This is a genomic window from Novosphingobium sp. P6W (assembly GCF_000876675.2).
Lineage (GTDB): Bacteria > Pseudomonadota > Alphaproteobacteria > Sphingomonadales > Sphingomonadaceae > Novosphingobium.
Map to the genome: position 1 here is coordinate 327,471 of NZ_CP030352.1, position 22,530 is coordinate 350,000.

Annotated in this window: 18 protein-coding genes; 14 read left to right on the forward strand and 4 right to left on the reverse strand. The window is 65.1% G+C overall.

Annotation, left to right across the window (positions count from 1 at the left end; translation table 11 throughout):
- Positions 1-28: 28 nt before the first annotated feature.
- The 5 genes from TQ38_RS01660 to TQ38_RS01680 all read left to right on the forward strand — a co-directional run bounded on the left by TQ38_RS01660 (position 29) and on the right by TQ38_RS01680 (position 4,360).
- Positions 29-1,333, forward strand: coding sequence for a DUF58 domain-containing protein (locus TQ38_RS01660; RefSeq protein WP_240197924.1), 1,305 nt, complete (start codon positions 29-31; stop codon positions 1,331-1,333).
- A complete protein-coding gene (locus TQ38_RS01665) occupies positions 1,330-2,385 on the forward strand; it encodes a stage II sporulation protein M (RefSeq protein WP_043973842.1) in 1,056 nt (351 codons plus the stop codon). Before TQ38_RS01660 ends, TQ38_RS01665 begins: the two co-directional genes overlap by 4 nt.
- Positions 2,382-3,308, forward strand: coding sequence for an RDD family protein (locus TQ38_RS01670; RefSeq protein ID WP_043973839.1), 927 nt, complete (start codon positions 2,382-2,384; stop codon positions 3,306-3,308). The genes TQ38_RS01665 and TQ38_RS01670 overlap by 4 nt, the downstream gene beginning before the upstream one ends.
- Positions 3,309-3,312: 4 nt before the next feature.
- Positions 3,313-3,780 carry a GNAT family N-acetyltransferase gene (locus TQ38_RS01675; RefSeq protein WP_043973837.1) on the forward strand — a complete coding sequence of 156 codons (468 nt, stop codon included), beginning with the start codon at positions 3,313-3,315 and terminating at the stop codon, positions 3,778-3,780.
- Positions 3,781-3,841: 61 nt separating this feature from the next.
- Positions 3,842-4,360 (forward strand): GNAT family N-acetyltransferase, encoded by a 519-nt coding sequence (locus tag TQ38_RS01680; RefSeq protein ID WP_043973835.1) that lies wholly within the window; start codon positions 3,842-3,844, stop codon positions 4,358-4,360.
- A 9-nt stretch (positions 4,361-4,369) separates the two neighbouring features.
- Here TQ38_RS01680 and TQ38_RS01685 read toward each other — a convergent pair whose 3' ends face one another.
- Positions 4,370-5,380 (reverse strand): CorA family divalent cation transporter, encoded by a 1,011-nt coding sequence (locus tag TQ38_RS01685; protein WP_043973832.1) that lies wholly within the window; start codon positions 5,378-5,380, stop codon positions 4,370-4,372.
- 87 nt (positions 5,381-5,467) lie between these two features.
- Here TQ38_RS01685 and ispG point away from each other — a divergent pair, with 87 nt between their 5' ends.
- A complete protein-coding gene (gene ispG / locus TQ38_RS01690; protein WP_043973829.1) occupies positions 5,468-6,598 on the forward strand; it encodes a flavodoxin-dependent (E)-4-hydroxy-3-methylbut-2-enyl-diphosphate synthase in 1,131 nt (376 codons plus the stop codon).
- Between the two features lie 206 nt (positions 6,599-6,804).
- Here ispG and rpoC read toward each other — a convergent pair whose 3' ends face one another.
- Both rpoC and rpoB read right to left on the reverse strand, forming a co-directional pair.
- Positions 6,805-11,100 (reverse strand): DNA-directed RNA polymerase subunit beta', encoded by a 4,296-nt coding sequence (gene rpoC, locus TQ38_RS01695; protein ID WP_043973827.1) that lies wholly within the window; start codon positions 11,098-11,100, stop codon positions 6,805-6,807.
- 75 nt (positions 11,101-11,175) lie between these two features.
- Complete coding sequence (rpoB, locus tag TQ38_RS01700) at positions 11,176-15,342, reverse strand: DNA-directed RNA polymerase subunit beta (RefSeq protein ID WP_043973825.1); 4,167 nt, start codon at positions 15,340-15,342, stop codon at positions 11,176-11,178.
- Positions 15,343-15,934: 592 nt separating this feature from the next.
- Here rpoB and TQ38_RS01705 point away from each other — a divergent pair.
- The 8 genes from TQ38_RS01705 (at position 15,935) to TQ38_RS01735 (ending at position 21,848) form a co-directional block, all read left to right on the forward strand.
- Positions 15,935-17,113: a hypothetical protein gene (locus tag TQ38_RS01705; protein WP_043973824.1), complete on the forward strand. Its 1,179-nt coding sequence runs from the start codon at positions 15,935-15,937 to the stop codon at positions 17,111-17,113.
- A 171-nt stretch (positions 17,114-17,284) separates the two neighbouring features.
- Positions 17,285-17,473 (forward strand): hypothetical protein, encoded by a 189-nt coding sequence (locus TQ38_RS29830; protein ID WP_043973822.1) that lies wholly within the window; start codon positions 17,285-17,287, stop codon positions 17,471-17,473.
- A 23-nt stretch (positions 17,474-17,496) separates the two neighbouring features.
- The gene (locus tag TQ38_RS29835) at positions 17,497-18,027 is read left to right on the forward strand and encodes a DUF2975 domain-containing protein (protein WP_043973820.1); all 531 of its coding nucleotides are present in this window, start codon (positions 17,497-17,499) and stop codon (positions 18,025-18,027) included.
- Positions 18,027-18,254 carry a helix-turn-helix transcriptional regulator gene (locus TQ38_RS01715; RefSeq protein WP_043973818.1) on the forward strand — a complete coding sequence of 76 codons (228 nt, stop codon included), beginning with the start codon at positions 18,027-18,029 and terminating at the stop codon, positions 18,252-18,254. The genes TQ38_RS29835 and TQ38_RS01715 overlap by 1 nt, the downstream gene beginning before the upstream one ends.
- Before the next feature lie 108 nt (positions 18,255-18,362).
- Positions 18,363-19,523: a low temperature requirement protein A gene (locus TQ38_RS01720; RefSeq protein ID WP_043973816.1), complete on the forward strand. Its 1,161-nt coding sequence runs from the start codon at positions 18,363-18,365 to the stop codon at positions 19,521-19,523.
- 327 nt (positions 19,524-19,850) lie between these two features.
- Positions 19,851-20,366, forward strand: a complete 516-nt coding sequence (gene rplJ, locus TQ38_RS01725) for a 50S ribosomal protein L10 (RefSeq protein WP_043973814.1) — start codon at positions 19,851-19,853, stop codon at positions 20,364-20,366.
- A gap of 87 nt (positions 20,367-20,453) precedes the next feature.
- On the forward strand, positions 20,454-20,828 hold the full coding sequence (gene rplL, locus TQ38_RS01730; RefSeq protein WP_043973812.1) for a 50S ribosomal protein L7/L12: 375 nt from the start codon (positions 20,454-20,456) through the stop codon (positions 20,826-20,828).
- A gap of 168 nt (positions 20,829-20,996) precedes the next feature.
- Positions 20,997-21,848 (forward strand): sulfurtransferase, encoded by an 852-nt coding sequence (locus tag TQ38_RS01735; RefSeq protein ID WP_043973811.1) that lies wholly within the window; start codon positions 20,997-20,999, stop codon positions 21,846-21,848.
- A 79-nt stretch (positions 21,849-21,927) separates the two neighbouring features.
- On the opposite strand, the gene TQ38_RS01740 is transcribed toward TQ38_RS01735, so the two are convergent.
- On the reverse strand, positions 21,928-22,473 hold the full coding sequence (locus tag TQ38_RS01740) for a glutathione peroxidase (RefSeq protein ID WP_043973809.1): 546 nt from the start codon (positions 22,471-22,473) through the stop codon (positions 21,928-21,930).
- Between the last annotated feature and the right edge of the window lie 57 nt (positions 22,474-22,530).

Genomic DNA, 22,530 nt, shown 5'->3' on the forward strand with positions numbered 1-22,530 from the left:
TCCTCCCCGATTTTCAGGCGCGCCGATCGTGCCGACAGCCCGCGCGGCAGTGCTGCTGGCGCTTGCGGCACCGGTAGCGCTGCTGATCGCGGCGGCGCAGCCCGCCCTGTGGGTGATCGCGCCGGTGGCATGCCTGGTAATTCTGGTGCTGGTGATCGCCGACGGGCTGCTGGCCGGGCGGGTGGAGGACCTGCGGGTTGCCGTCCCCGCCGACATCGAAGTGGGCAACGAAGAGGCGATCGGGGCGCAGTTGCTGTTTCGCGGCGGCCGCCCCTCACGCGCGGAAATGGCGTTGGAATGCGACCCGCGCCTGACCGCCGGGGGGCGACTGGTCTTTCCACTTGCCGGGGGCGATGAGGGCTGGAGCGGCAGCGGTGCGTTCGCTGCATCGCGCCGCGGCACGGGCAAAGTGGTGCGCGCGTGGCTGCGCTGGACCGGGCCGCTGGGCCTTGGCGCGCGGCAGATGACCGGCGATCTCGACGAAGCGGTGCGGATATGGCCGAACATCGCCGCCGTCCGCTCCCCCGCTTTGCAGACTTTCCTCAAGGACGCCCAGTACGGCCTGCTCGCCCGGCGCATCCGGGGCGAAGGCACCCAGTTCGAATCGCTGGCCGAATATCAGCCCGGCATGGACCGCCGCCGCATCGACTGGAAAAGCTCGGCCCGCCACGTCCATCTCTACGCCAAGGAATACGAGACCGAGCGCAACAACCAGGTCGTCTTCGCCTTCGACTGCGGGCAGGCGATGTGCGAGCCGATCGCGGGCATGCCCCGGCTTGACCGCGCGGTTTCCGCCGCGCTGGCGACCGCATTCGTCGCGCTCAAGGGCGGGGACCGCGTCTCGCTGTTCGGCTTCGCCTCGCGCCCCGAAGTCTCGACCCCGTTCATCGCGGCCAGCGCCGAATTTCACCGCCTGCAGCGCGCCGCCGCCGGGCTGGAATACCGCTCGGAGGAGCCCAATTTCACCCTGGCGCTGGCAACTCTGGCCAGCCGCCTGAAGCGCCGCTCGCTGATCGTGGTGTTCTCCGACTTTGCCGACCCGACCAGCGCGCAGCTGATGATCGAAAGCGTGGGCCGCCTCGTTTCGCGCCATGTCGTCCTGTTCGTTACCATGGCCGACGAGGAGTTGGAGGGCCTTTCCGCCGCCCAGCCGGACGATCTGGAAATCCTGTCGATGGCGGTTTCTGCCGACCAGCTGCTGCGCCAGCGTGCGCTGGTCATACGGCGGCTGCGCCAGATCGGCGTCGACGTGCTGGAAGCGCCCTGGCAGAACGTGGGCACGCGCCTGCTCGACGCCTATCTTGCCATCAAGCGCGCCGGAGCGATCGGATGAACGCCATTTCCGCCTCGGCCTCCCCCGATATGCCGGTCAACGCGATCGAGATCGCCGCACTGCGCTCCGATCGTTTCCGTATCGAGCGCGAGGCCGACTGGCAGCGACTGGAAGCCATCGTCGTCCGCATGGAGAAAGGTCGCCTGCGCCGTATCTCCGACGAGGACCTGCTGGCATTGCCCGGCCTTTACCGCACCGTCGCCTCCAGCCTTTCCATCGCGCGCGAGACTTCGCTGGATGCCGCCACGCTGGCCTATCTCGAAGCGCTGGTGCAGCGGGCCTGGTTCGTCGTCTACGGCCCGCGTTCGTCGCTGGCCGAATGGCTGGGCGGCTTCCTCGGTGGCGGCTGGAGCGCGGCGGTAAGGGCGATCTGGCTCGACATCGTCGTGGCGCTGGCGGTGATGGTGGCGGGCGTAGCGGTCGGCTGGCTGCTCGTCTCGCACGATCCCGAGTGGTATTTTTCGCTGATCTCGCGCGACATGGCCGGCGCCCGGGTGCCGGGCGCGACGGCGCAGGCCCTGAGGGGCACCTTGTTCGGCGAACAGGAGCGGGACGGGCTGAGCGTGTTCGCCGCCCAGCTTTTCAGCAACAATGCGCAGGTTTCTATCCTTGCCTTTGCGCTTGGCTTCGCCTTCGGCATCCCGACGCTGCTGCTGCTGATCCACAATCTCGCGTTGCTTGGCGCGATGGCATGGCTGTATCACGGTGCGGGCCTGCTGACCGATTTTGCGGGCTGGATCTGCGTGCACGGCACCACCGAACTGTTCGCGATCCTGCTGGCGGGCGCAGCGGGGCTGCACATCGGCCGCGCACTGGCCTTTCCCGGCGATCGCCCGATCCTTGAGGCCACCGCCGAGGCGGGGCGCCGTGCGGCCGTGGTGATGACCGGCGTGGTGCTGATGCTGGTGGTCGCCGCGCTGCTCGAAGGCTTCGCGCGCCAGTTGGTCGACAATACCTTCGGCCGCTTCGCCATCGGCGGCTTCATGCTGATGCTGTGGTGCGCCTATTTCTTCGCCTTCCGGGGCAATGCGCGCGCCGGGGCACGCCGATGAAGGCCGCCGCCTCCATCCGCCGGCCGCGCTCCCGGAAGGAGCGCATCCTCGTCACCCCCGAAGGTATTTCGCTGCCGGTGACGGTGGCAGGGCGCGGGGCGCGGCTGGGCGCCCTGATCCTCGACCTGATCTTCATCGCCGTGCTGATGGTCTGCTCAACCCTGGCGCTGGCGCAGATCGCCGGCGGCGTCGGCCAGTTCATGCGTGAGGCCGAGGGCAAGGGCGCCTCGGCGCAGGCGCTGCAGTTCCTGATGATCGTGTGGATCGTCATCATGTTCCTATTCCGCAACGCCTACTTTCTCTATTTCGAGCTGGGCCCGCGCGGAGCGACGCCGGGCAAGCGGCTTACCGGCATACGCATCGCCGCGCGTGACGGCGGCCGCCTTACCGCCGAGATGGTGATCGCCCGCAACCTGCTACGCGATATCGAACTGTTCCTGCCCATCCCGCTGATCATGATGGCCGGCGCGGACAGCGGCATGGCGTGGCTGGCGGCGGCGGGCTGGTTCGGCATCTTCATGCTGTTCCCCCTGTTCAACCGCGACCGCCTGCGCGCCGGAGACGTGATCGCGGGTAGCTGGGTGCTGGAACGCCCGCGCCAGAAGCTGGAAGCGGCGATGACGGCGGTGCAGGCCCCGGCGGGCGAGGAAGAAACCGCGCCCACGCAAAAGTACCGTTTCGAGGAAGCGGAACTGGCCGTCTACGGCGAATTCGAACTGCAGTCCTTGGAACGCGTGCTGCGCGAGGATCGCGGCGAATCGATCGAAACCGTCTACCAGACCATCGCCGCCAAGATCGGTCGCAGCGACGGCTGGGGTGACGAGCGGCGCTTCCTGTCCGAATACTACACCCAGCTCAGGGCAAGGCTGGAAGCGGGGATGCGCATGGGCCGCCGCAAGGCCGACAAGTATTCGGGGCAGTAGAAGCATGATCGCGGATCTGCGCATCATCCCTGACGACCTGAGCGGCGAAAGCGTACTCGCACTGCTCCAGCTGCACCTCGACGAAATGCGCCAGTGGTCTCCGCCCGAAAGTGTCCACGCCATGCCCGCCGCGCGGCTGCGCCAGCCGGACGTCGCGTTCTTCTCGGCCTGGGACGGTGAGATGCTGGCCGGATGCGGCGCCATCAAGCACCTTGGCGACGGCCACGGAGAACTCAAATCCATGCGCGCTGCTCCGGCCTATCGCGGCCGGGGCGTGGGCAAGGCGATCCTGGGGCGGCTCCTGGCCGAGGCGCGGGAGCGCGGCTATGCCCGCGTCAGCCTCGAAACCGGACGGCCAGCGGCGTTTCAGCCTGCCCAGAACCTCTACCGCGCCCACGGCTTTGCGGAGTGCCCACCTTTCGGCGATTACGTCGCGGACGATTTCTCGATGTGCATGACCTTGCAGCTATAGCCTGCGCGCATCTGCGGACATGGCGATTGACGCTGTGGGCGGGGCGGCGATAACTGCCCGGATGGACATTCGTTTTGCGCAAGGCTCCGATGCCGCTTCGCTGGCCCGCCTCGGCACCGACAGTTTCGTTGCCAAGTTCGGGCACCTCTATCGGCCCGAGGATCTCGCGAATTTCCTCGGCGAATCGCATAGCGAGGAGAAAGTCGCGAAGGAAATCGCCGACCCCGCCCTGCGCGTCGTGCTGGCCGAGGATGACGGGCAACTGCTCGGCTTCTGCAAGCTGGTGATGCACTGCGGCTGGCCCGAACATGCGCGCGGCGCCAAAGTGATCGAACTCAAGCAGCTTTACACCGCGCCTGAAGCAACCGGGCAGGGCATCGGCGCGCGGTTGATGGATTGGGCGCTGGCGGAAGCCGCCGCTTTCGGTGCCGACGAAATCCAGCTCTCGGTCTATTCCGACAATCCCGGCGCGCAGAAGTTCTACGCGCGTTATGGCTTCGGCAAAGTCGCAGACATCCACTTCATGGTCGGCGAAAAGCGGGACGAGGAATTGCTGTTCTCCGCGCTTCTCGCCGGGTAGGGCGGACGCCTACACCCACTTCAGCCGGCGCAGCAGCAGGACTTCGACGACAAGCAGCCCCGCGCACAGACCGCAGATGATCCAGAACCCGTGCGAGCCGGTCTCCGCCAGCGGAATGTCGCCGACGTTGATGCCCAGCAGCCCGGTGATGAAGGTCAGAGGCAGGAATATTCCCGCCACCACAGCCAGCACGTATTGCGTGCGCTGGCTGTTGGCGGCCGCGCGGGCGCGGATGTCATCCTGCAGGACGATCGCGGATTCCTTGCTGATGTCCAGATCGTCGAGATAGCGACGCAGACGGGCGATGGATTCGGCGATCTCGCGCCGGTCGTGTTCCTCGAACCAGCCCGGCGCGCCGTGGGCGATCGCCAGCAGCGCCTCGTGCTGCGGCGACATGTGCCGTTTCAAGGCCAGACAATTGCGCCGGATCATCGCGATCTTGTCGAGCGTCTCGACGGCATCGCTTTCGATCGTCTCGTCCTCAAGCTCGTCGATCACTGCGTTCATGTCGACGATGGCGTGGCTCATGCGCTCGATCAGGTGTTCGGTCAGCGCGGTAACAAGTGACCCGGCATCGACCGGCCCCAGCCCTGCATCAAGGTCGCCCCGCACCAGCCGGGGCGTTTGCAGCGGATCGCGCCGCAGGGTGATGACGCGCGCTCCATCGCTCCACAATTGCATCGAGAGCATATCTTCGGGGTCGGCGCCGGGGTTGAAGTTGATGCCGCGCAGCGTGGCGACAAGGGCCTGGCCTTCGCGAAAGGCGCGCGGACGGGTGGCATCACTGGTCAGCAATTCGGCCGTCGGCTCGGAAATGGTCAGGTCGTCCATCAGCCATTCCTCAAGGCCGGGATGGGTGCGCAGCAGGTGGACCCACAGGACTTCGCCGTTTCTGGCGGGCTGCCAGTCCCGCGCCGCTTCCCAGCCGATTTCGCGCGCGCCGCCTTCTCCATCCAGTACCCGGCCGAACAGGAGGGGCAGTTCGCGGTGATCGTCGTCGTTCAGCATCTCGTTCGTCATCGCGTCTCAATGCCTCAATTCGCATGACGGCAAAAGCCGCACCGGATTCGGCTTCAATACGTCATCCGCAGCGCCTATAGGGTAGCCATGTCTTCCATTCGTCCCTGGCGCGATATCGAGCGCCGCAAGAGCCGCCAGATCATGGTCGGAGCCGTGCCCGTTGGCGGCGATGCGCCGATCACGGTGCAGACCATGACCAACACCCTCACGTCCGATGCCGGCGCCACGATCGACCAGATCCGGCGCTGCGAGGATGCCGGGGCGGACCTTATCCGTGTTTCGTGTCCCGACGTGGAAAGCACCGCTGCCTTCCGCGAAATCGCCCGCGCGGCGCGGGTCCCGCTGATCGCGGACATCCATTTCCACTACAAGCGCGCGCTGGAAGCGGCGGACGCAGGCGCTGCCTGCCTGCGCATCAACCCCGGCAACATCGGTTCGGCCGAGCGCGTGGCCGAAGTGGTGCGCGCCGCCAAGGCCAATGGCTGCGCGATCCGCATCGGCGTCAACGGCGGCAGCCTGGAACGCCACCTCCTCGAAAAATACGGCGAGCCGTGCCCCGATGCGCTGGTCGAATCGGCGATGGATCACATCAAGCTGCTGCAGGACCACGACTTCCACGAATTCAAGGTGGCAGTGAAGGCTTCCGACGTGTTCCTCGCGGTTGCCGCCTACCAAGGGCTGGCGGACGCCGTGGACTGCCCGCTGCACCTCGGCATCACCGAAGCTGGCGGGTTGATCGGCGGCACGGTCAAGTCCTCGATCGGCATGGGCATGCTGCTGTGGTCGGGCATCGGCGACACTCTGCGCGTCTCGCTTTCGGCCGAGCCGGAAGAAGAAGTGCGTGTCGGCTTCGAGATGCTCAAAGCACTGGGCCTGCGCACCCGCGGCGTGCGCGTTGTTTCCTGCCCGTCCTGCGCCCGTCAGGGCTTCGACGTGATCCGCACCGTAGAGGCGCTGGAAGACCGCCTGCAGCACATCAAGACCCCGCTCTCGCTCTCGGTCCTCGGCTGCGTCGTCAACGGCCCGGGTGAAGCGCGCGAGACCGACATCGGCCTGACCGGCGGCGGGAACGGCAAGCACATGGTCTATCTCTCGGGCGTGTCGGACCACACCATCCAGAGCGAGACGATGCTCGATCACATCGTGTCGCTGGTGGAAGCCAAGGCGGCCGAGATCGAAGCCGCCGAAGCAGAAGCGGCCGCCGTCGCGGCGGAGTGATCCGGGTTTAGCGCTCCCGGCTCTTCTGGCGTAGCAAACAGGGGATTACCGGACCTCTCTTCGTCCCGCTCAGGCTGAGCCTGTCGAAGCCCCCACGCAGGACGCCAAGCCGATCCTCTTCCCCAAGCAATAGCCCAAAAGCAAAAAGCCCCGCCGGATCGCTCCGGCGGGGCTTTTCGTTTGCCTGTCAGGCGGGGGCTAAAGGCTTATGCCTGGTCGCCGTCCGCCGCTTCGGGGTTCAGGTAGTCACCGGCATCCGCGTCGGTGCCGTGGGTTTCGCCCTCGACTGCCGCGAGCGGGCTGTCGCCGAGGTCGTCGGCGGCATTGCGGGCCAGTTCAGCCTTGTGCTCTTCCTCGGCCGTGCTGGCGAGGATCATGGCTTCCTGCACGCGGCGGGTCGCCGCACGCAGGGCCACGTCGCGGCTGGTGGCCGCCACGCGCACGCGGTTCATGCCTGCACCGGTACCGGCCGGGATCAGACGGCCGACGATGACGTTTTCCTTCAGGCCGATCAGCGAGTCGGTCTTGCCCTCAACCGCCGCCTGCGTGAGCACGCGGGTGGTTTCCTGGAACGAGGCCGCCGAGATGAACGAACGGGTCTGCAGCGAGGCCTTGGTGATGCCCAAGAGCACCGGCTTGCCCTCTGCCGGCTTCTGGCCGGGAGCGAGCTTGGCGTTGTACTCGGCCATTTCTTCGTAGTCGACCTGCTCGGCCGCCAGCAACGTGGTGTCGCCGCCGTCAGTGATCTCGACCTTCTGCAGCATCTGGCGAACGATCACCTCGATGTGCTTGTCGTTGATCTTCACGCCCTGGAGACGGTAGACTTCCTGGATTTCCGCGACGAGGTATTCCGCCAGCGCTTCCACGCCGAGGACTTCCAGAATGTCGTGGGGATCGGGCGAGCCCGAAACCAGGTTGTCGCCCTTCTTGACCCAGTCACCTTCCTGAACGTCCACGACCTTGGACTTCGGGATCAGGTATTCTACCGGCTCACCCTCCTCGGGGATGATCGCGATCTTGCGCTTGGCCTTGTAGTCGCGAACGAACTCGACGCGGCCCGAGACCTTGGCGATGACCGCGTTGTCTTTCGGCTTGCGGGCCTCGAACAGTTCGGCAACGCGCGGCAGACCACCCGTAATGTCGCGGGTCTTGGCGGCTTCGCGCGAAGCACGGGCAACGATGTCGCCGGCTTCGATCGTCTGGCCATCCTCGACCGAGAGCGTGGTGCCCGGCGCCAGCATGTAGCGCGCGGTTTCGCCCGATGCGTCATCGAGAAGGGTGATGCGCGGACGCAGGTCCTCCTTCTTCTTGGCGCGGCTGGACGAACGGTCCTCGGTGACGACGCGGCTGGTCATGCCGGTCGCATCGTCGACGTGCTCGGTCAGCGTGCGGGTATCGATCAGGTCCTGATACTTCACCACACCCGAGGTTTCGGTGATGATCGGGAGCGTGAACGGATCCCACTCTGCCAGGCGTTCGCCCTGCTCGACCTTGGCGCCGTTCTTGTGGAGCAGCACCGTACCGTAAGGCACGCGGTGGATTGCGCGTTCACGGCCCTCGGTGTCGAACAGGATGATCTCGCCGTTGCGGGCCAGCGACAGGAGACGGTCGCGCTTGTCGACGATCGTCGGGATGTCGCGGTATTCGACATGGCCCGCGCTGATCGCTTCGAGGTGCGAGGTTTCGTTGAGCTGCGCCGCACCGCCGATGTGGAAGGTACGCATGGTCAGCTGCGTGCCCGGCTCACCGATCGACTGCGCGGCGATAACGCCGACAGCTTCACCGATGTTCACCGGAGTACCGCGGGCAAGGTCACGCCCGTAGCAGGTGCCGCAGACGCCCTGGGTGGCTTCGCAGATCAGCGGCGAGCGGATGCGTGCGTTCTGCAGGCCGGTAGCCTCGATCGCGGCAACCGCGGGCTCGTCGAGGAGCTGGCCCTTGGTCGCGATGACGTTGCCTTCCTTGTCGACGATGTCCTCGGCCAGGGTACGGCCCAGGATACGTTCGGCAAGCGAGGCGATAACCGAACCGCCCTGAACGATCGAACGCATTTCCAGCGCGCGCTCGGTGCCGCAGTCGTCGACGACGACGACGCAATCCTGCGACACGTCGACGAGACGGCGGGTCAGGTAACCCGAGTTCGCCGTCTTGAGTGCGGTATCGGCCAGGCCCTTACGAGCACCGTGGGTCGAGTTGAAGTACTCAAGGACGGTCAGACCTTCCTTGAAGTTCGAGATGATCGGGGTTTCGATGATCTCGCCCGACGGCTTGGCCATGAGGCCGCGCATACCGGCAAGCTGCTTCATCTGCGCTGGCGAACCACGCGCACCGGAGTGGCTCATCATGTAGATCGAGTTGATCTGGGCCATGCGACCCGTCTCGGGATCGATCGGCTGGGCCTTGATCTCGTCCATCATGGCGTTCGCCACCTGGTCGCCGCAACGGCTCCAGGCGTCGATGACCTTGTTGTACTTTTCCTGCTGGGTGATCAGACCGTCCTGGTACTGCTGCTCGTAGTCCGCGACCAGTTCCTTGGTCTCGGCAACGAGGGCGACCTTGCTGTCCGGGATGATCATGTCGTCCTTGCCGAACGAGATGCCGGCCTTGAACGCGTGGCGGAAGCCCAGCGACATGATCGCGTCGGCGAACAGCACCGTGTCCTTCTGGCCGGTGTGACGGTAGACCTGATCGATGACGTCACCGATTTCCTTCTTGGTGAGAAGGCGGTTGACGACGTCGAAGGGCACCTTGTGCGACTTGGGCAGGCACTCTGCCAGCAGCATGCGGCCCGGCGTCGTGTGGAAGCGCGCCATGTACTGCTGACCATTCTCGTCGGTCTGCGGCACGCGCGCCTCGATCTTCGAGTGCAGCGTGACGGCAGCGACGTGAAGCGCCTGGTGCACTTCGGCCATGTCGGCAAACTTCATGCCTTCGCCCGGCTCGCCGTCGCGGTCGAGCGACAGGTAATACAGGCCGAGAACCATGTCCTGCGAAGGAACGATGATCGGCTTGCCGTTGGCAGGCGAGAGGATGTTGTTGGTCGACATCATCAGCACGCGCGCTTCGAGCTGGGCTTCCAGCGAAAGCGGCACGTGGACGGCCATCTGGTCACCGTCGAAGTCGGCGTTGAAGGCCGAGCAGACGAGCGGGTGCAGCTGGATCGCCTTGCCCTCGATCAGCACGGGCTCGAAAGCCTGGATGCCGAGACGGTGGAGCGTGGGCGCGCGGTTGAGCATGACCGGGTGCTCGCGGATCACCTCGTCCAGGATGTCCCAGACTTCCTTGCGCTCCTTCTCGACCCACTTCTTGGCCTGCTTCAGGGTCATGGAAAGACCCTTGGCGTCCAGACGGGCGTAGATGAACGGCTTGAACAGTTCGAGCGCCATCTTCTTGGGCAGGCCGCACTGGTGCAGCTTGAGTTCCGGTCCGGTCACGATGACCGAACGGCCCGAGTAGTCGACGCGCTTGCCGAGCAGGTTCTGGCGGAAGCGGCCCTGCTTGCCCTTGAGCATGTCGGACAGCGACTTCAGCGGACGCTTGTTGGCGCCGGTGATGACGCGGCCGCGGCGGCCGTTGTCGAACAGGGCGTCGACGGCTTCCTGCAGCATGCGCTTTTCGTTGCGCACGATGATGTCAGGCGCGCGCAGTTCGATCAGGCGCTTCAGGCGGTTGTTGCGGTTGATGACGCGGCGATACAGATCGTTGAGATCCGAGGTCGCGAAGCGGCCACCGTCCAGCGGCACTAGCGGGCGCAGTTCTGGCGGGATGACCGGGACGACGTCGAGGATCATCCATTCGGGGCGGTTGCCCGAATCGATGAACGATTCCACGACCTTGAGACGCTTGATGATCTTCTTGGGCTTGAGTTCCGACTTGGTCGTCTCAAGCTCCTGGAGAAGGTCCGCGCGCTCCTGCTCGAGGTCGAGGTTCATCAGCATATGCTTGACGGCCTCGGCGCCGATGCCGGCCGAGAAGGCGTCTTCGCCATACTCGTCCTGGGCGTCGAGCATCTCGTCTTCGGTGAGCATCTGGTACTTCTCGAGCGGGGTGAGACCCGGCTCGGTAACGATGTAGCTCTCGAAGTAGAGGACGCGCTCAAGCAGCTTGAGCTGCATGTCGAGCAGCAGGCCGATGCGCGAAGGCAGCGACTTGAGGAACCAGATGTGCGCAACCGGGGCAGCCAGCTCGATGTGGCCCATGCGCTCGCGGCGCACCTTGGTCACGGTGACTTCGACGCCGCACTTTTCGCAGACGACGCCCTTGTACTTCATGCGCTTGTACTTGCCGCACAGGCACTCGTAGTCCTTCACGGGACCGAAGATGCGCGCGCAGAACAAGCCGTCACGCTCAGGCTTGAACGTGCGATAGTTGATGGTTTCCGGCTTCTTGATTTCGCCGAAGGACCAGGAGCGGATACGCTCGGGCGACGCGAGACCGATCTGAATCTGATCGAAGGTCTCAGGCTTGGCCATCTGGTTCGTGAACTTGGTCAGGTCGTTCATAGTTTCATTCCCCTGGGGGTGAATTCTCTAGGCGGGGGAGGGGAGGGCGAGGCCATGCGGCCCCGCCCGATCCCGTTACTCCGCCGCGATCGCAATGCCGTCGTCATCCCTGTCGACGGACGACAGTTCGACGTTGAGGCCGAGCGAGCGCATTTCCTTGACGAGCACGTTGAAGCTCTCGGGAATACCGGCCTCGAAGGTATCGTCACCCTTGACGATCGCTTCGTAGACCTTGGTGCGTCCGACAACGTCGTCCGACTTCACCGTCAGCATTTCCTGCAGAGTGTACGCCGCGCCGTAGGCCTGGAGCGCCCAGACCTCCATCTCACCGAAGCGCTGGCCACCGAACTGCGCCTTACCGCCCAGCGGCTGCTGGGTGACGAGCGAGTACGGACCGATCGAACGGGCGTGGATCTTGTCGTCGACAAGGTGGTGCAGCTTCAACATGTAGATGATGCCCACGGTGACCATACGGTCGAACTTGTCGCCCGTGCGGCCGTCGTAGAGGTGCGACTGGCCCGACTTGTGCAGACCGGCCAGCTCCAGCATGTCCGCAACGTCGGCCTCGACCGCGCCGTCGAACACCGGAGTGCCCATCGGAACGCCCTTGGTGACGTTGTTGGCCAGTTCGAGCAGCGACTCGGTGTCGCGGCTCTTGATGTCCTCGGCGTAGTGCTCACCGTAGATCGTCATCAGACGCTCGCGAACCGCTTCCGGCGGCGCTGCGGCTTCCGGGTCGGGGTTGGCGTGGCGCCAGTCTTCCAGAGCCTGCTTGACCTGCTGGCCCAGACCGCGCGCGGCCCAGCCCAGGTGGGTCTCGAAGATCTGGCCGACGTTCATGCGCGAAGGCACGCCCAGCGGGTTCAGCACGAGGTCGACCGGCGTACCGTCCTCGAGGAACGGCATGTCCTCGACCGGCAGGATGCGCGAAATGACACCCTTGTTGCCGTGACGGCCGGCCATCTTGTCGCCCGGCTGCAGCTTGCGCTTCACCGCAACGAAGACCTTGACCATCTTGAGCACGCCCGGAGCCAGCTCGTCGCCGCGCTCCAGCTTCTCCTTGCGATCCTCGAACTTCTCCTGGATCGCCTTCACCGTGGCGTCGTACTGGGCCTTAACGGCTTCCAGCTGCGACTGCATGTGGTCGTCCGCAACGGCGAACTTCCACCACTCGTGACGCTCGGCTTCACCCAGGAGTTCCTCGGTGATCTCGACGCCCTTCTTCAGGCCCTTGGGGGCCGAAGCAGCGGTCTGGCCGATCAGCATGTCGCGCAGGCGGTTGTAGGTGGCGCGGTTGAGGATCGCACGCTCGTCCTCGCGGTCCTTGGCGAGGCGTTCGATTTCCTCGTTCTGAATGGCGCGGGTACGGTCGTCGATCTCGATGCCGTGACGGTTGAAGACGCGAACGTCGACAATCGTGCCGGACACGCCCGGCGGCAGGCGAAGCGAGGTGTCACGCACGTCGCTGGCCTTTTCGCCGAAGATCGCGCGCAGCAGCTTCTCTTCCGGGGTCATCGGCGATTCGCCCTTGGGCGTGATCTTGCCGACCAGGATGTCACCCGGGTGCACTTCGGCGCCCACGTAGACGATGCCCGCTTCGTCGAGGTTGCGCAGGGCTTCCTCGCCGACGTTCGGGATATCGCGGGTGATGTCCTCAGGCCCCAGCTTGGTATCGCGTGCCATCACTTCGAACTCGTCGATGTGGATCGACGTGAACACGTCGTCCTTCACGATACGCTCGGAGATGAGGATGGAGTCCTCGTAGTTGTAGCCGTTCCACGGCATGAACGCGACGAGGCTGTTGCGGCCCAGCGCCAGTTCACCCAGTTCGGTCGAGGGACCGTCGGCGAGGATGTCGCCCTTCTGGATGATGTCGCCCACCTTCACCAGCGGACGCTGGTTGATGCAGGTCGACTGGTTGGAACGCTCGAACTTCTGCAGGCGGTAGATGTCGACGCCGGACTTGCCGGCTTCGATGTCGCCCGAAGCGCGGATGACGATACGGGTCGCGTCGACCTGATCGACCACGCCGGCGCGGCCTGCCGAGATCGCTGCGCCCGAATCGCGCGCAACGGTCTCTTCCATGCCGGTGCCCACGAACGGAGCGTCGGCCTGGACCAGCGGCACCGCCTGGCGCTGCATGTTCGATCCCATGAGTGCGCGGTTGGCGTCATCGTTTTCCAGGAACGGAATGAGCGATGCGGCGACCGAGACGAGCTGCTTGGGCGAAACGTCCATCAGGGTGACCTGATCGCGCGGGCTCATCACGAACTCGCCGTTCTGGCGGGCCGAGACGAGTTCTTCCGCGAACGAGCCGTCCTCGTTGGTGCCGGCCGAAGCCTGCGCCACCGTGTGCTTCTGCTCTTCCATGGCGGAAAGGTAAACGACCTGGCCGGTCACCTTGCCGTCGATCACCTTGCGGTACGGCGTCTCGATGAAGCCGTACTTGTTGACGCGGGCGAAGGTCGACAGCGAGTTGATCAGACCGATGTTCGGGCCTTCCGGCGTCTCAATCGGGCAGATACGGCCGTAGTGGGTCGGGTGAACGTCGCGGACTTCGAAGCCGGCGCGCTCACGGGTCAGACCGCCCGGGCCCAAGGCCGAAACACGGCGCTTGTGGGTGACTTCCGAAAGCGGGTTGGTCTGGTCCATGAACTGCGAGAGCTGCGAGGAACCGAAGAACTCACGCACGGCGGCCACGGCGGGCTTGGCGTTGATGAGGTCGTTCGGCATCACCGTCGACACGTCGACCGACGACATGCGTTCCTTAACGGCGCGCTCCATGCGGAGCAGACCGACGCGGTACTGGTTTTCCAGCAGCTCGCCCACCGAACGCACGCGGCGGTTGCCGAGGTTGTCGATGTCGTCGATTTCGCCCTTGCCGTCCTTCAGGCCGACCAGTTCCTTGACGACAGCGAGGATGTCCTCGTTGCGCAGGGTGGTGACGGTGTCCTCGGCGTCGAGGCCGAGGCGCATGTTCAGCTTCACGCGGCCCACGGCCGAGAGGTCGTAGCGATCGGCGTCGAAGAACAGGCCTTCGAACAGCGCTTCTGCGGTTTCCTTGGTCGGCGGTTCGCCCGGACGCATGACCTTGTAGATGGCCTCAAGGCCCATCTCGCGGTTCTCGGCCTTGTCGGCCTTCAGCGTGTTGCGGATCCACGGGCCGGTGTTGACCTCGTCGATGTCGAGCAGGGCGATCTGGTCGATGCCGGCGTGGTCGAGCGCTTCGAGGTTCTCAGGCGAAACTTCGTCGCCGGCCTCGATGTAGATGCGGCCGGTCGACTCGTCGATCAGATCGACGGCCGAGTAGCGACCGAAGATTTCGTCGGTCGGGATCAGCAGTTCCTCAAGACCGTCCTTGAGCGCCTTGTTGGCGGCGCGCGGGGAAATCTTGGTGTCGGCGGCGAAGATCACTTCGCCTGACTTGGCGTCAACCACGTCGAACGTCGGCTTCGCACCGCGCCATGCCTCAGGCGTGTAGGGCAGGCGCCAGCCGCCATCGCCGCGCTTCCACGTGATGGTCTGGTAGAAGTGATCGAGGATCGCTTCGCTGTCGAGGCCCAGGCCGTACAGCAGCGCGGTGACCGGCAGCTTGCGCTTGCGGTCGATACGCACGTTGACGATGTCCTTGGCGTCGAACTCGAAGTCGAGCCACGAACCGCGGTAGGGAATGACGCGCGCGGCAAACAGGAACTTGCCCGATGCGTGGGTCTTGCCGCGGTCATGGTCGAACAGGACGCCCGGCGAACGGTGCATCTGCGAGACAATGACGCGCTCGGTGCCGTTGATGAAGAAGGTGCCGTTTTCCGTCATCAGGGGCATGTCGCCCATGTAGACGTCCTGCTCCTTGATATCGAGGACCGAGCGGGTCTCGGTCTCGGCGTCAACCTCGAACACGATCAGGCGCAGCGTGACCTTCATCGGCGCGGCGTAGGTGATGCCGCGCTGGCGGCACTCGGTCACGTCGTACTTGGGGTCTTCCAGCTCGTAGTGGACGAAGTCCAGCTCGCTAGTGCCCGCGAAGTCGCGGATCGGGAATACCGAGCGCAGGGTCTTTTCCAGACCCGACACGTAGCCGGTTGCCGGATCGGAGCGCAGGAACTGTTCGTAGCTCTCGCGCTGGACCTCGATCAGGTTGGGCATCTGGACGACTTCGTGGATGTCGCCGAAGATCTTGCGGATGCGCTTCTTGGGCGAGCGTGCCCCAATGGTCGCAGCGGGTTCGATGGGCTTGGTGGCCATGAGCTGGTCTTGCCTCTTCGCTTCTTTGAGGACCGATTCGCGAATGGAACCGGGCCGGAAAATTTCGTCGTCGCGAGAACGATGTACCTGCCGCAAGGCAAGCTATCCGAAACGCGAAAAGGCCGCCCGGCACGCGGAATTCCCGGATGGGATGTCCCTGCGGCCAGCAGCCTTACACGTCGGATAAATCCCGGATCGCTTCCTTCCGTGGCCTGTCCCCGCGCATGGACCTGCCTTGCTCGAAGCGACCGAGCCAGGGCGCCATATAGGATCGGGCAGGGGCCATGTCAAACCCGCGATGCCGGCGTGGTCTTGGCAGAGGGTCGGGAAAGCAGCCGTTTCGGTCTGCGCGGCGAGCTCAGTCTGTCGGACACCTGCCGCACGAAATGACGGTCCGGTATGTGTACGGCTTTATAAGCAGTACGGCGGATAGGCCGCATGTTGCAGTGTTCATCTGGCGTAAATGTAGTAAATAGGGCGAATAGGCCTGCACAGTACCAGAAGTAACGGTTCGTCGCATGTATGGGCTCGACTTGTCCTGTATTGATCGAGGCAATCGAACCGATCGTGCATTTCACGCATTCTCTGTTGCATGAAACACGATCCCATCAACCGTTCGCCCCGCGCCGTGACCGCGATTGCCGCTGTCCTTGCGCTTTCCGCCATCCCGCTCGCTTCGGCGGCTAGTGCTCAGGAAGCGCCGGTTCAAACCGCGCCCTCGCTGTCGCTGCCTCAGGACGTGACTGCGGGATCGCCTGCGCAGCCCACGGCTGCCCCGGCCGCTGCTGCGCCAACGGTGACTCTCCCGCCCGAGGCAACTGGCCCGGCCAGCGCGCCGAACCCGGCGACCACCGCCGGCACCGCGCCCCAGACTACAATGACGTCTTCGCCGGTCGTACAGCCAGTTCCGCAGCCGGAAGCGCAAACCACGGCAGACGCTGCTGCGCCCGCAACGCCCGCCGATGCAGAAGCGGCGCTTGAAGCTGCTCCTCCCGCAGCATCGGCCCGTTCAGCCCCGCGCCCGGCCGCCCGCAACGTGGCCGGCCCGGCTGCTGAAACCGCGCAGGTTGCGCCGAGCGTGCCAACAGCCGGCAGCAGCGCAGCCTCTGCCGATGGCGCGCTGGCTGATGGCGCCATTCCGCCCGCACCGCCTGCACCCAGCAGGGTGGATACGGCGCCGGCCCCGGTTTCATCAGCGCCTGCGCCCGCCAATGGGGGCAGCGATCTGCCGATCGCCGGTATCGCCGGTCTGCTCGCCGCGCTTGGCGTGGCCGGTATCGGCATAGCCGCGATGCGCCGCCGCCGCACCAGCGAGCCGACGTATGAAGAGGTCGACTACGCCCCTGAGCCTCTGCCGCTCACCAACGTCGTCGAGCCTGTTCCGGCCCCCGCTCCGGTCATGGAGGTTGCTCCGGCCACTGTCGCCCAGCCGGTTATCCAGCCTGCGCCGGGTCCGGCCGCGACGCGCACCGTCATGACCCCGGCGGTAGCGGCCGGTTCCGCCAGCGCCGTGCTTGCCGCCTCGCCGCTGCCGCAGGACGCCGACGAGCGCCGCGAGCTGCTCGACCGCATGGTCGATGCACAGCCGGACGAGGATAATCCCTTCACTTCGCGCAAGGCCCGTATGCGCCGTGCCCGCGTCCAGCTTCAGCACCACGAGCATCAGGCGGAGCAGGGCGATGCCTTCGACTTCCGCACTTACAGGCCGTCGACCCGGACCGCATCGGGAACCCCCTCCCCCGAGCGGACCCCGGATCTTATCGACGCCTGACCTGCCGGCTGTCACGCCCGGCAACCAGGGGCGGCTCCACCCGGAGCCGCCCCTTTTTTATGTCCTCATCGCATGTCGATATCGGGCGTATCGTTTTTCGATATTATTGTTTGACAATAAATCAGCTCGAATTTATTGAATTTCAATATGACGCATATCGGAGAACGAACAATGATTCGGTTGGAACAGGCTCAGCGCCCGCTAGTCGCCGCTTTCGCGCTCACCGCGATGGCTGCAGTCTTTCTCTCTGCCCCGGCCGCTCATTCGCTGCGGCCTTCCCTGTCGCCGTTCTTCGATGCGAAGAAGGTGACCGCTCCCGTCACCGTGCGGCTCGTCGGCATCAGCCCGGTGCTGATGTGAGCGCGGCTGCGAAAGGCGGCGCGATGCGCTCCATCACCCACGATCCGCTGCTCGCCCTGGCGCGCGGGGCGGTGCTGGTCTCCATGGGCCTCTCGGCATTGATCGGCGCGTTTTTCATCGTCCTTGCGCCGTTCATGGTGTTTGGCCGCTTCGATATGATGGCCCGCGTTTCGGGTGAGGGCCTCGACGGGCTGACGGCCAACACCTTCATCGCCATCGGCGGGGTGCTGATCCTGATCGCGGCGATGGCGGCCTGCGCCTTCCTGTTCCTGCGCCATCTGCTGCGGATCATCGATTCGGTGGGCGAGGGCGATCCGTTCAACCCGGTCAACGCCGCACGCCTTGCGGCGATGGGCTGGCTGGTGCTTGCGATCGAGGGCATCAGCTTTCCCACCGGCCTTGTCGCGGCGTGGATCGCGCGCACCGTAAAGGACAGCCACGTCGGCATCGGCTTCTCGCTTGGCGGCGTGCTGCTGGCGATCATCCTGTTCATCCTTGCCCGCGTTTTCCGCAAGGGCGCTGAAATGCGCGCCGAACTGGAAGGCACCGTCTGATGGGCGACGATGGCAGCGAGACAAGCCGCATCGTGGTCCGGCTCGACGAACTTCTCCACCAGCGCCGCATGACGCTGACCGAACTGGCCGAGCGTATCGGCATCACCCTTGCCAATCTGTCGATCCTCAAGACGGGCAAGGCCAAGGCGATCCGTTTCTCCACCCTGGAGGCGATCTGCCGCGAGCTGGAATGCCAACCCGGTGACATCCTCGGCTATGCTCAATAAGTTGGGTTCAATAAGCGGGGCCAGTGCAGAGCCTGACAGCCTCCCGCTTGCCTCTGCCCCCGGCGTCCCCTTAGAAATGCGGCTTATGCAATCGGGGAACGGCAGGACATGACTACGAAACGCGGCTGGCGGCCGTTCGGCGCCCGCGACCCGCATGAGACGCACCGCGTGTCGACCCCGCTCGAACTGCTATTCGATCTTGTCATCGTCATCGCCGTCGCCTCTGCCGCCGAAGGCCTGCATCATGCCATTGCCCAAGGGCACGCCGGCATGGGAATCGTCACCTTCGCCATGGCCTTCTTCGCGACGTGGTGGGCCTGGGTGAACTTCACCTGGTTCGCCTCCGCCTATGATAACGACGGGCCGATCTATCGGCTGGTCACCTGCTGGATCATGGCGGGCGCGCTGACCATCGCCGGCGGCATACCCCGCCTGTTCGCGGGACTGGACTTGTCGCTGGCGATCCTGGGCTATGTCGTGATGCGGGCGGGCATGATCGTGTTCTGGCTGATCGCCGCGCGCAGCGATCCTGTCCATCGCTCCACCGCACGGCGCTATGCGCTGGGGATCGCGCTGGTGCAGGTCTACTGGACCACGGCGCTGATGCTGCTGCGGCCCGAGGGGCAGGGCGCGGTCATGGCACTGTTCGGCCTTGGCGTGCTGCTCGAACTGGCCGTGCCGCTGCTGGCCGAGCGCCGGGGCGCCACGCCCTGGCACCAGCACCATGTCACCGAGCGGCACGGGCTGCTGGTTATCATCGTGCTGGGCGAGGTCCTGCTTGCCAGCGCCGCCGCTTTCACCCTGTCCGACCGGCCGGGCGGCCATTCCGCGCAATTGGTCGTGCTGGCGATCTCGGCGCTGGCGATCACTTTCGCGATGTGGTGGCTCTATTTCTCGCAGGAAGGACCGCTGGACCATGGCCGGTTCGCCAGTGCGTTCCAGTGGAGCTATGCCCATGCCCTGATCTATGCCGGCGGCGCTGCAACCGGCGCGGGGTTCTCCGTGGTGATCGATGCCGTAGGAGGCGAAGGACATCACGCGCCGCCGCTCACCGGCAATCTGGCCGTGGCCGTGCCCCTGGCGATCTACATGGCGGCGCTGTGGCTGGTGCGTGACCGGCTGGTGCTGACCGGACCGCTGCGGCACGGGTTGCTGGCCTTCGCGGCGGCCATTGTGGGCGCTGCATTCCTGGGCGAAGCGGCGCTGCCGGTGACGGCGGTGATCGCCGTGGCTGCGGTGGCGGCGCGCAGCCGGGTGTCGTGCCGTTAGGAACTGGGCTCTCAAGATGCGAGCAAAGCCTCGTCATGCTTGACTCGGCTCGGCGTTTGCGTCATTGGCCCGCTCCGACCGGCGGGTGAATTCCCGTCGTTCGACCGTCCGAGACAGTTGCTGGGGGTTTCCCCCTTAATTCGCAGCCTAGACGGGGAACAGGAAATTTCCGGCCCCTAGCTCCTTGGAGCGTGGTGCCAACCTCGTGTTTCGGCACGATACTCCTTCCCCATCGAACGGAATCGCCCACGGTGTGCCTTGCACGCCATGGACTACGTAGCCGGCTACGGGGGGCCTCCTCCTGTGGCCATTGTGAAGGAGTAAGGCATGGATCGTTCGCAGAAAGCCGATTCGGTCGCCACTCTCAACGCGGTCTTCAACGAGGTTGGTGTGGTGGTTGTCACCCGCAATCTCGGCATGTCGGTGGCTCAGTCCACCGCCCTGCGCGGTAAGATCCGTGATGCGGGTGCGACCTATAAGGTAGCGAAGAACCGTCTTGCCAAGCTTGCCATCGTGGATACCGACTTTGCCGGTATCAGCGACTTCCTGACCGGCCCGACGGCCATCTCGACCTCGGTCGATCCCGTCGCAGCCGCCAAGGCTGTCGTCGAATTCGCCAAGACGACCGACAAGATCGAGATCGTCGGCGGTTCGATGGGTACGCAGGTTCTGAACGCGGACGGTATCAAGGCGCTCGCCTCGATGCCCTCGCTCGACGAACTGCGCGCCAAGCTCATCGGCCTCATCCAGGCACCGGCGACCAAGATCGCCCAGCTCTCGACCGCTCCGGCGGCCAAGCTGGCGCGCGTCTTTGCTGCCTACGCCGAGAAGGACGCCGCCTGAGCGCAAGCTTAAGCAACACGTTTCTAACGATTTATCCCGGCGGATCGCATTCAGCACCCCGGGACCACAGATCAGGAGTTAAATATCATGGCCGACATCGCCAAGCTTGTTGAAGAACTGTCGCAGCTGACCGTCCTCGAGGCCGCTGACCTCGCCAAGGCACTTGAAGAAGCATGGGGCGTTTCCGCCGCTGCTGCCGTTGCCGCTGCACCCGCAGCTGGCGGCGCTGCTGCCGAAGCAGTCGAAGAGAAGACCGAATTCGACGTCATCCTCACCGGCGACGGTGGCAAGAAGATCCAGGTCATCAAGGAAGTCCGCGCCATCACCGGTCTGGGCCTCGCTGAAGCCAAGGCTCTCGTTGAAGGCGCTCCCAAGGCCGTCAAGGAAGGCATCAACAAGGCTGAAGCCGAAGAGATCAAGAACAAGATCGAAGCAGCCGGCGGTACCGTCGAGCTCAAGTAATCTTGTTCCGGTTTCTTACCGGTACAGTTTGAGGAAAGGGCGGCTCCGCAAGGGGCCGCCCTTTTCGTTTGCGCCCTGCTTGCAAATACCGCGCTATTGCATCGACGGCGCCTTTCAGCCCGAGTATAGGCCCGCAGTGTCTACCAAGTCACACATGCGAAGGATTTCATGGCCTACGAAACGCTGATCGGTGTCGATGCGCTCAAGGACATGGTGGCCTCCGGCGCCGATGTGTTCCTGCTCGACTGCGAGTTTGAACTGGGCGCGCCCGCAAAGGGCCCTGCGATTTACGCAAAGGGCCATATTCCCGGCGCCCGCTACGCCCATCTCGACGATGATCTCGCCTCGCCGTCCGATGGCAGCAACGGCCGCCATCCGCTGCCCGCGCCCGTGGCATTTGCCGCGTGGCTGCGCATGCAGGGCCTGCGTGCCGGGCAGCAGATCGTCGCCTATGACAGCAACGGCGGCGCCTGGGCGGCGCGCGCGTGGTGGTTGATGCGTTGGCTGGGCCATGCCCCGGTCGCGGTGCTCGATGGGGGCAAGCCGGCCTGGATCGCGGCGGGCCTGCCGCTGGAAACCGGAATGCCGCTGCCGGTGCCTTCGGGCGATTTCGAGCCGGGTGAGCCTCTGGTTCCCGCCCCCGTTTCCGCTGCGGACGTGCTTGCCAACATCGACACGCGCGCCGCGCAAGTCCTCGATGCACGCGATCCCTCACGCTTCGCGGGCGAGCCGAACCCGGTCGATCCGGTCGCCGGCCACATTCCCGGCGCGAAAAACCGCTTTTTCCGCGACAACCTGAACCCCGACGGCAGCTTTCGCCAGGCCGGGGAACTGGCTGCAGCCTTCACCGCACTTCTGGGCGAGGGCCCGGCGATCCTGCAATGCGGCTCTGGCGTCACCGCCTGCCACAATGCCCTTGCCATGGCCGTCGCCGAAGTGCCGGCCGGGCGGCTATACCCCGGATCGTGGAGCGAATGGATCGCCGATCCCGCGCGCCCGGTGGCGACGGGGACTGAGTGAAAGCAGGCGCGCCGTAAGACCCCGGCGGCGCCCACCCCGCAAGCCGGGCGCCGTTCGTTGTGGGGGGGGGGGCGGCTGATTACTTCGCGAGTTCAGCCTCGATCGCGCCGACCAGCGCCGGATCGGCAGGCTCGGTGCCGGGGGCGAAGCGGCCGACGACCGAACCATCGCGCGCGACCAGGAACTTCTCGAAGTTCCACAGCACTTCGGGGTCCTGCGTCGGGGTCATGCCGTAGCCCTTCAGGCGCTCGCGGAATTCCTCGACCGGGCCTTGCTTGGTCGGTACGGCTTGCGTCAGCGCGGCATACAGAGGCTGCTTGCCCTCGCCGGTGACGTCGGCCTTGGCGAACAGCGGGAAAGAGACGCCATAGTTGATCTGGCAGAACTCGGCGATTTCCTCATGGGTGCCGGGCTCCTGTGCACCGAAGTCGTTGGCCGGGAAGCCGAGCACTTCGAAACCCTTGGCATTGTATTCCTTGTAGAGCGCCTCAAGGCCCTCGTACTGCGGGGTTAAGCCGCACTTGGAGGCGACGTTGACCACCAGCAGAACGTTGCCGGCATGATCAGCAAGGCTGTCGGCAGCGCCGTCGAGGCGTTCGAGCGGGATGGAGGCGAGGTCGGCCATTCGAGATTCTCCCAAAGTGTTCCGGCGGGTTATGGGGCGGGCTTCTGACGGCGGCAA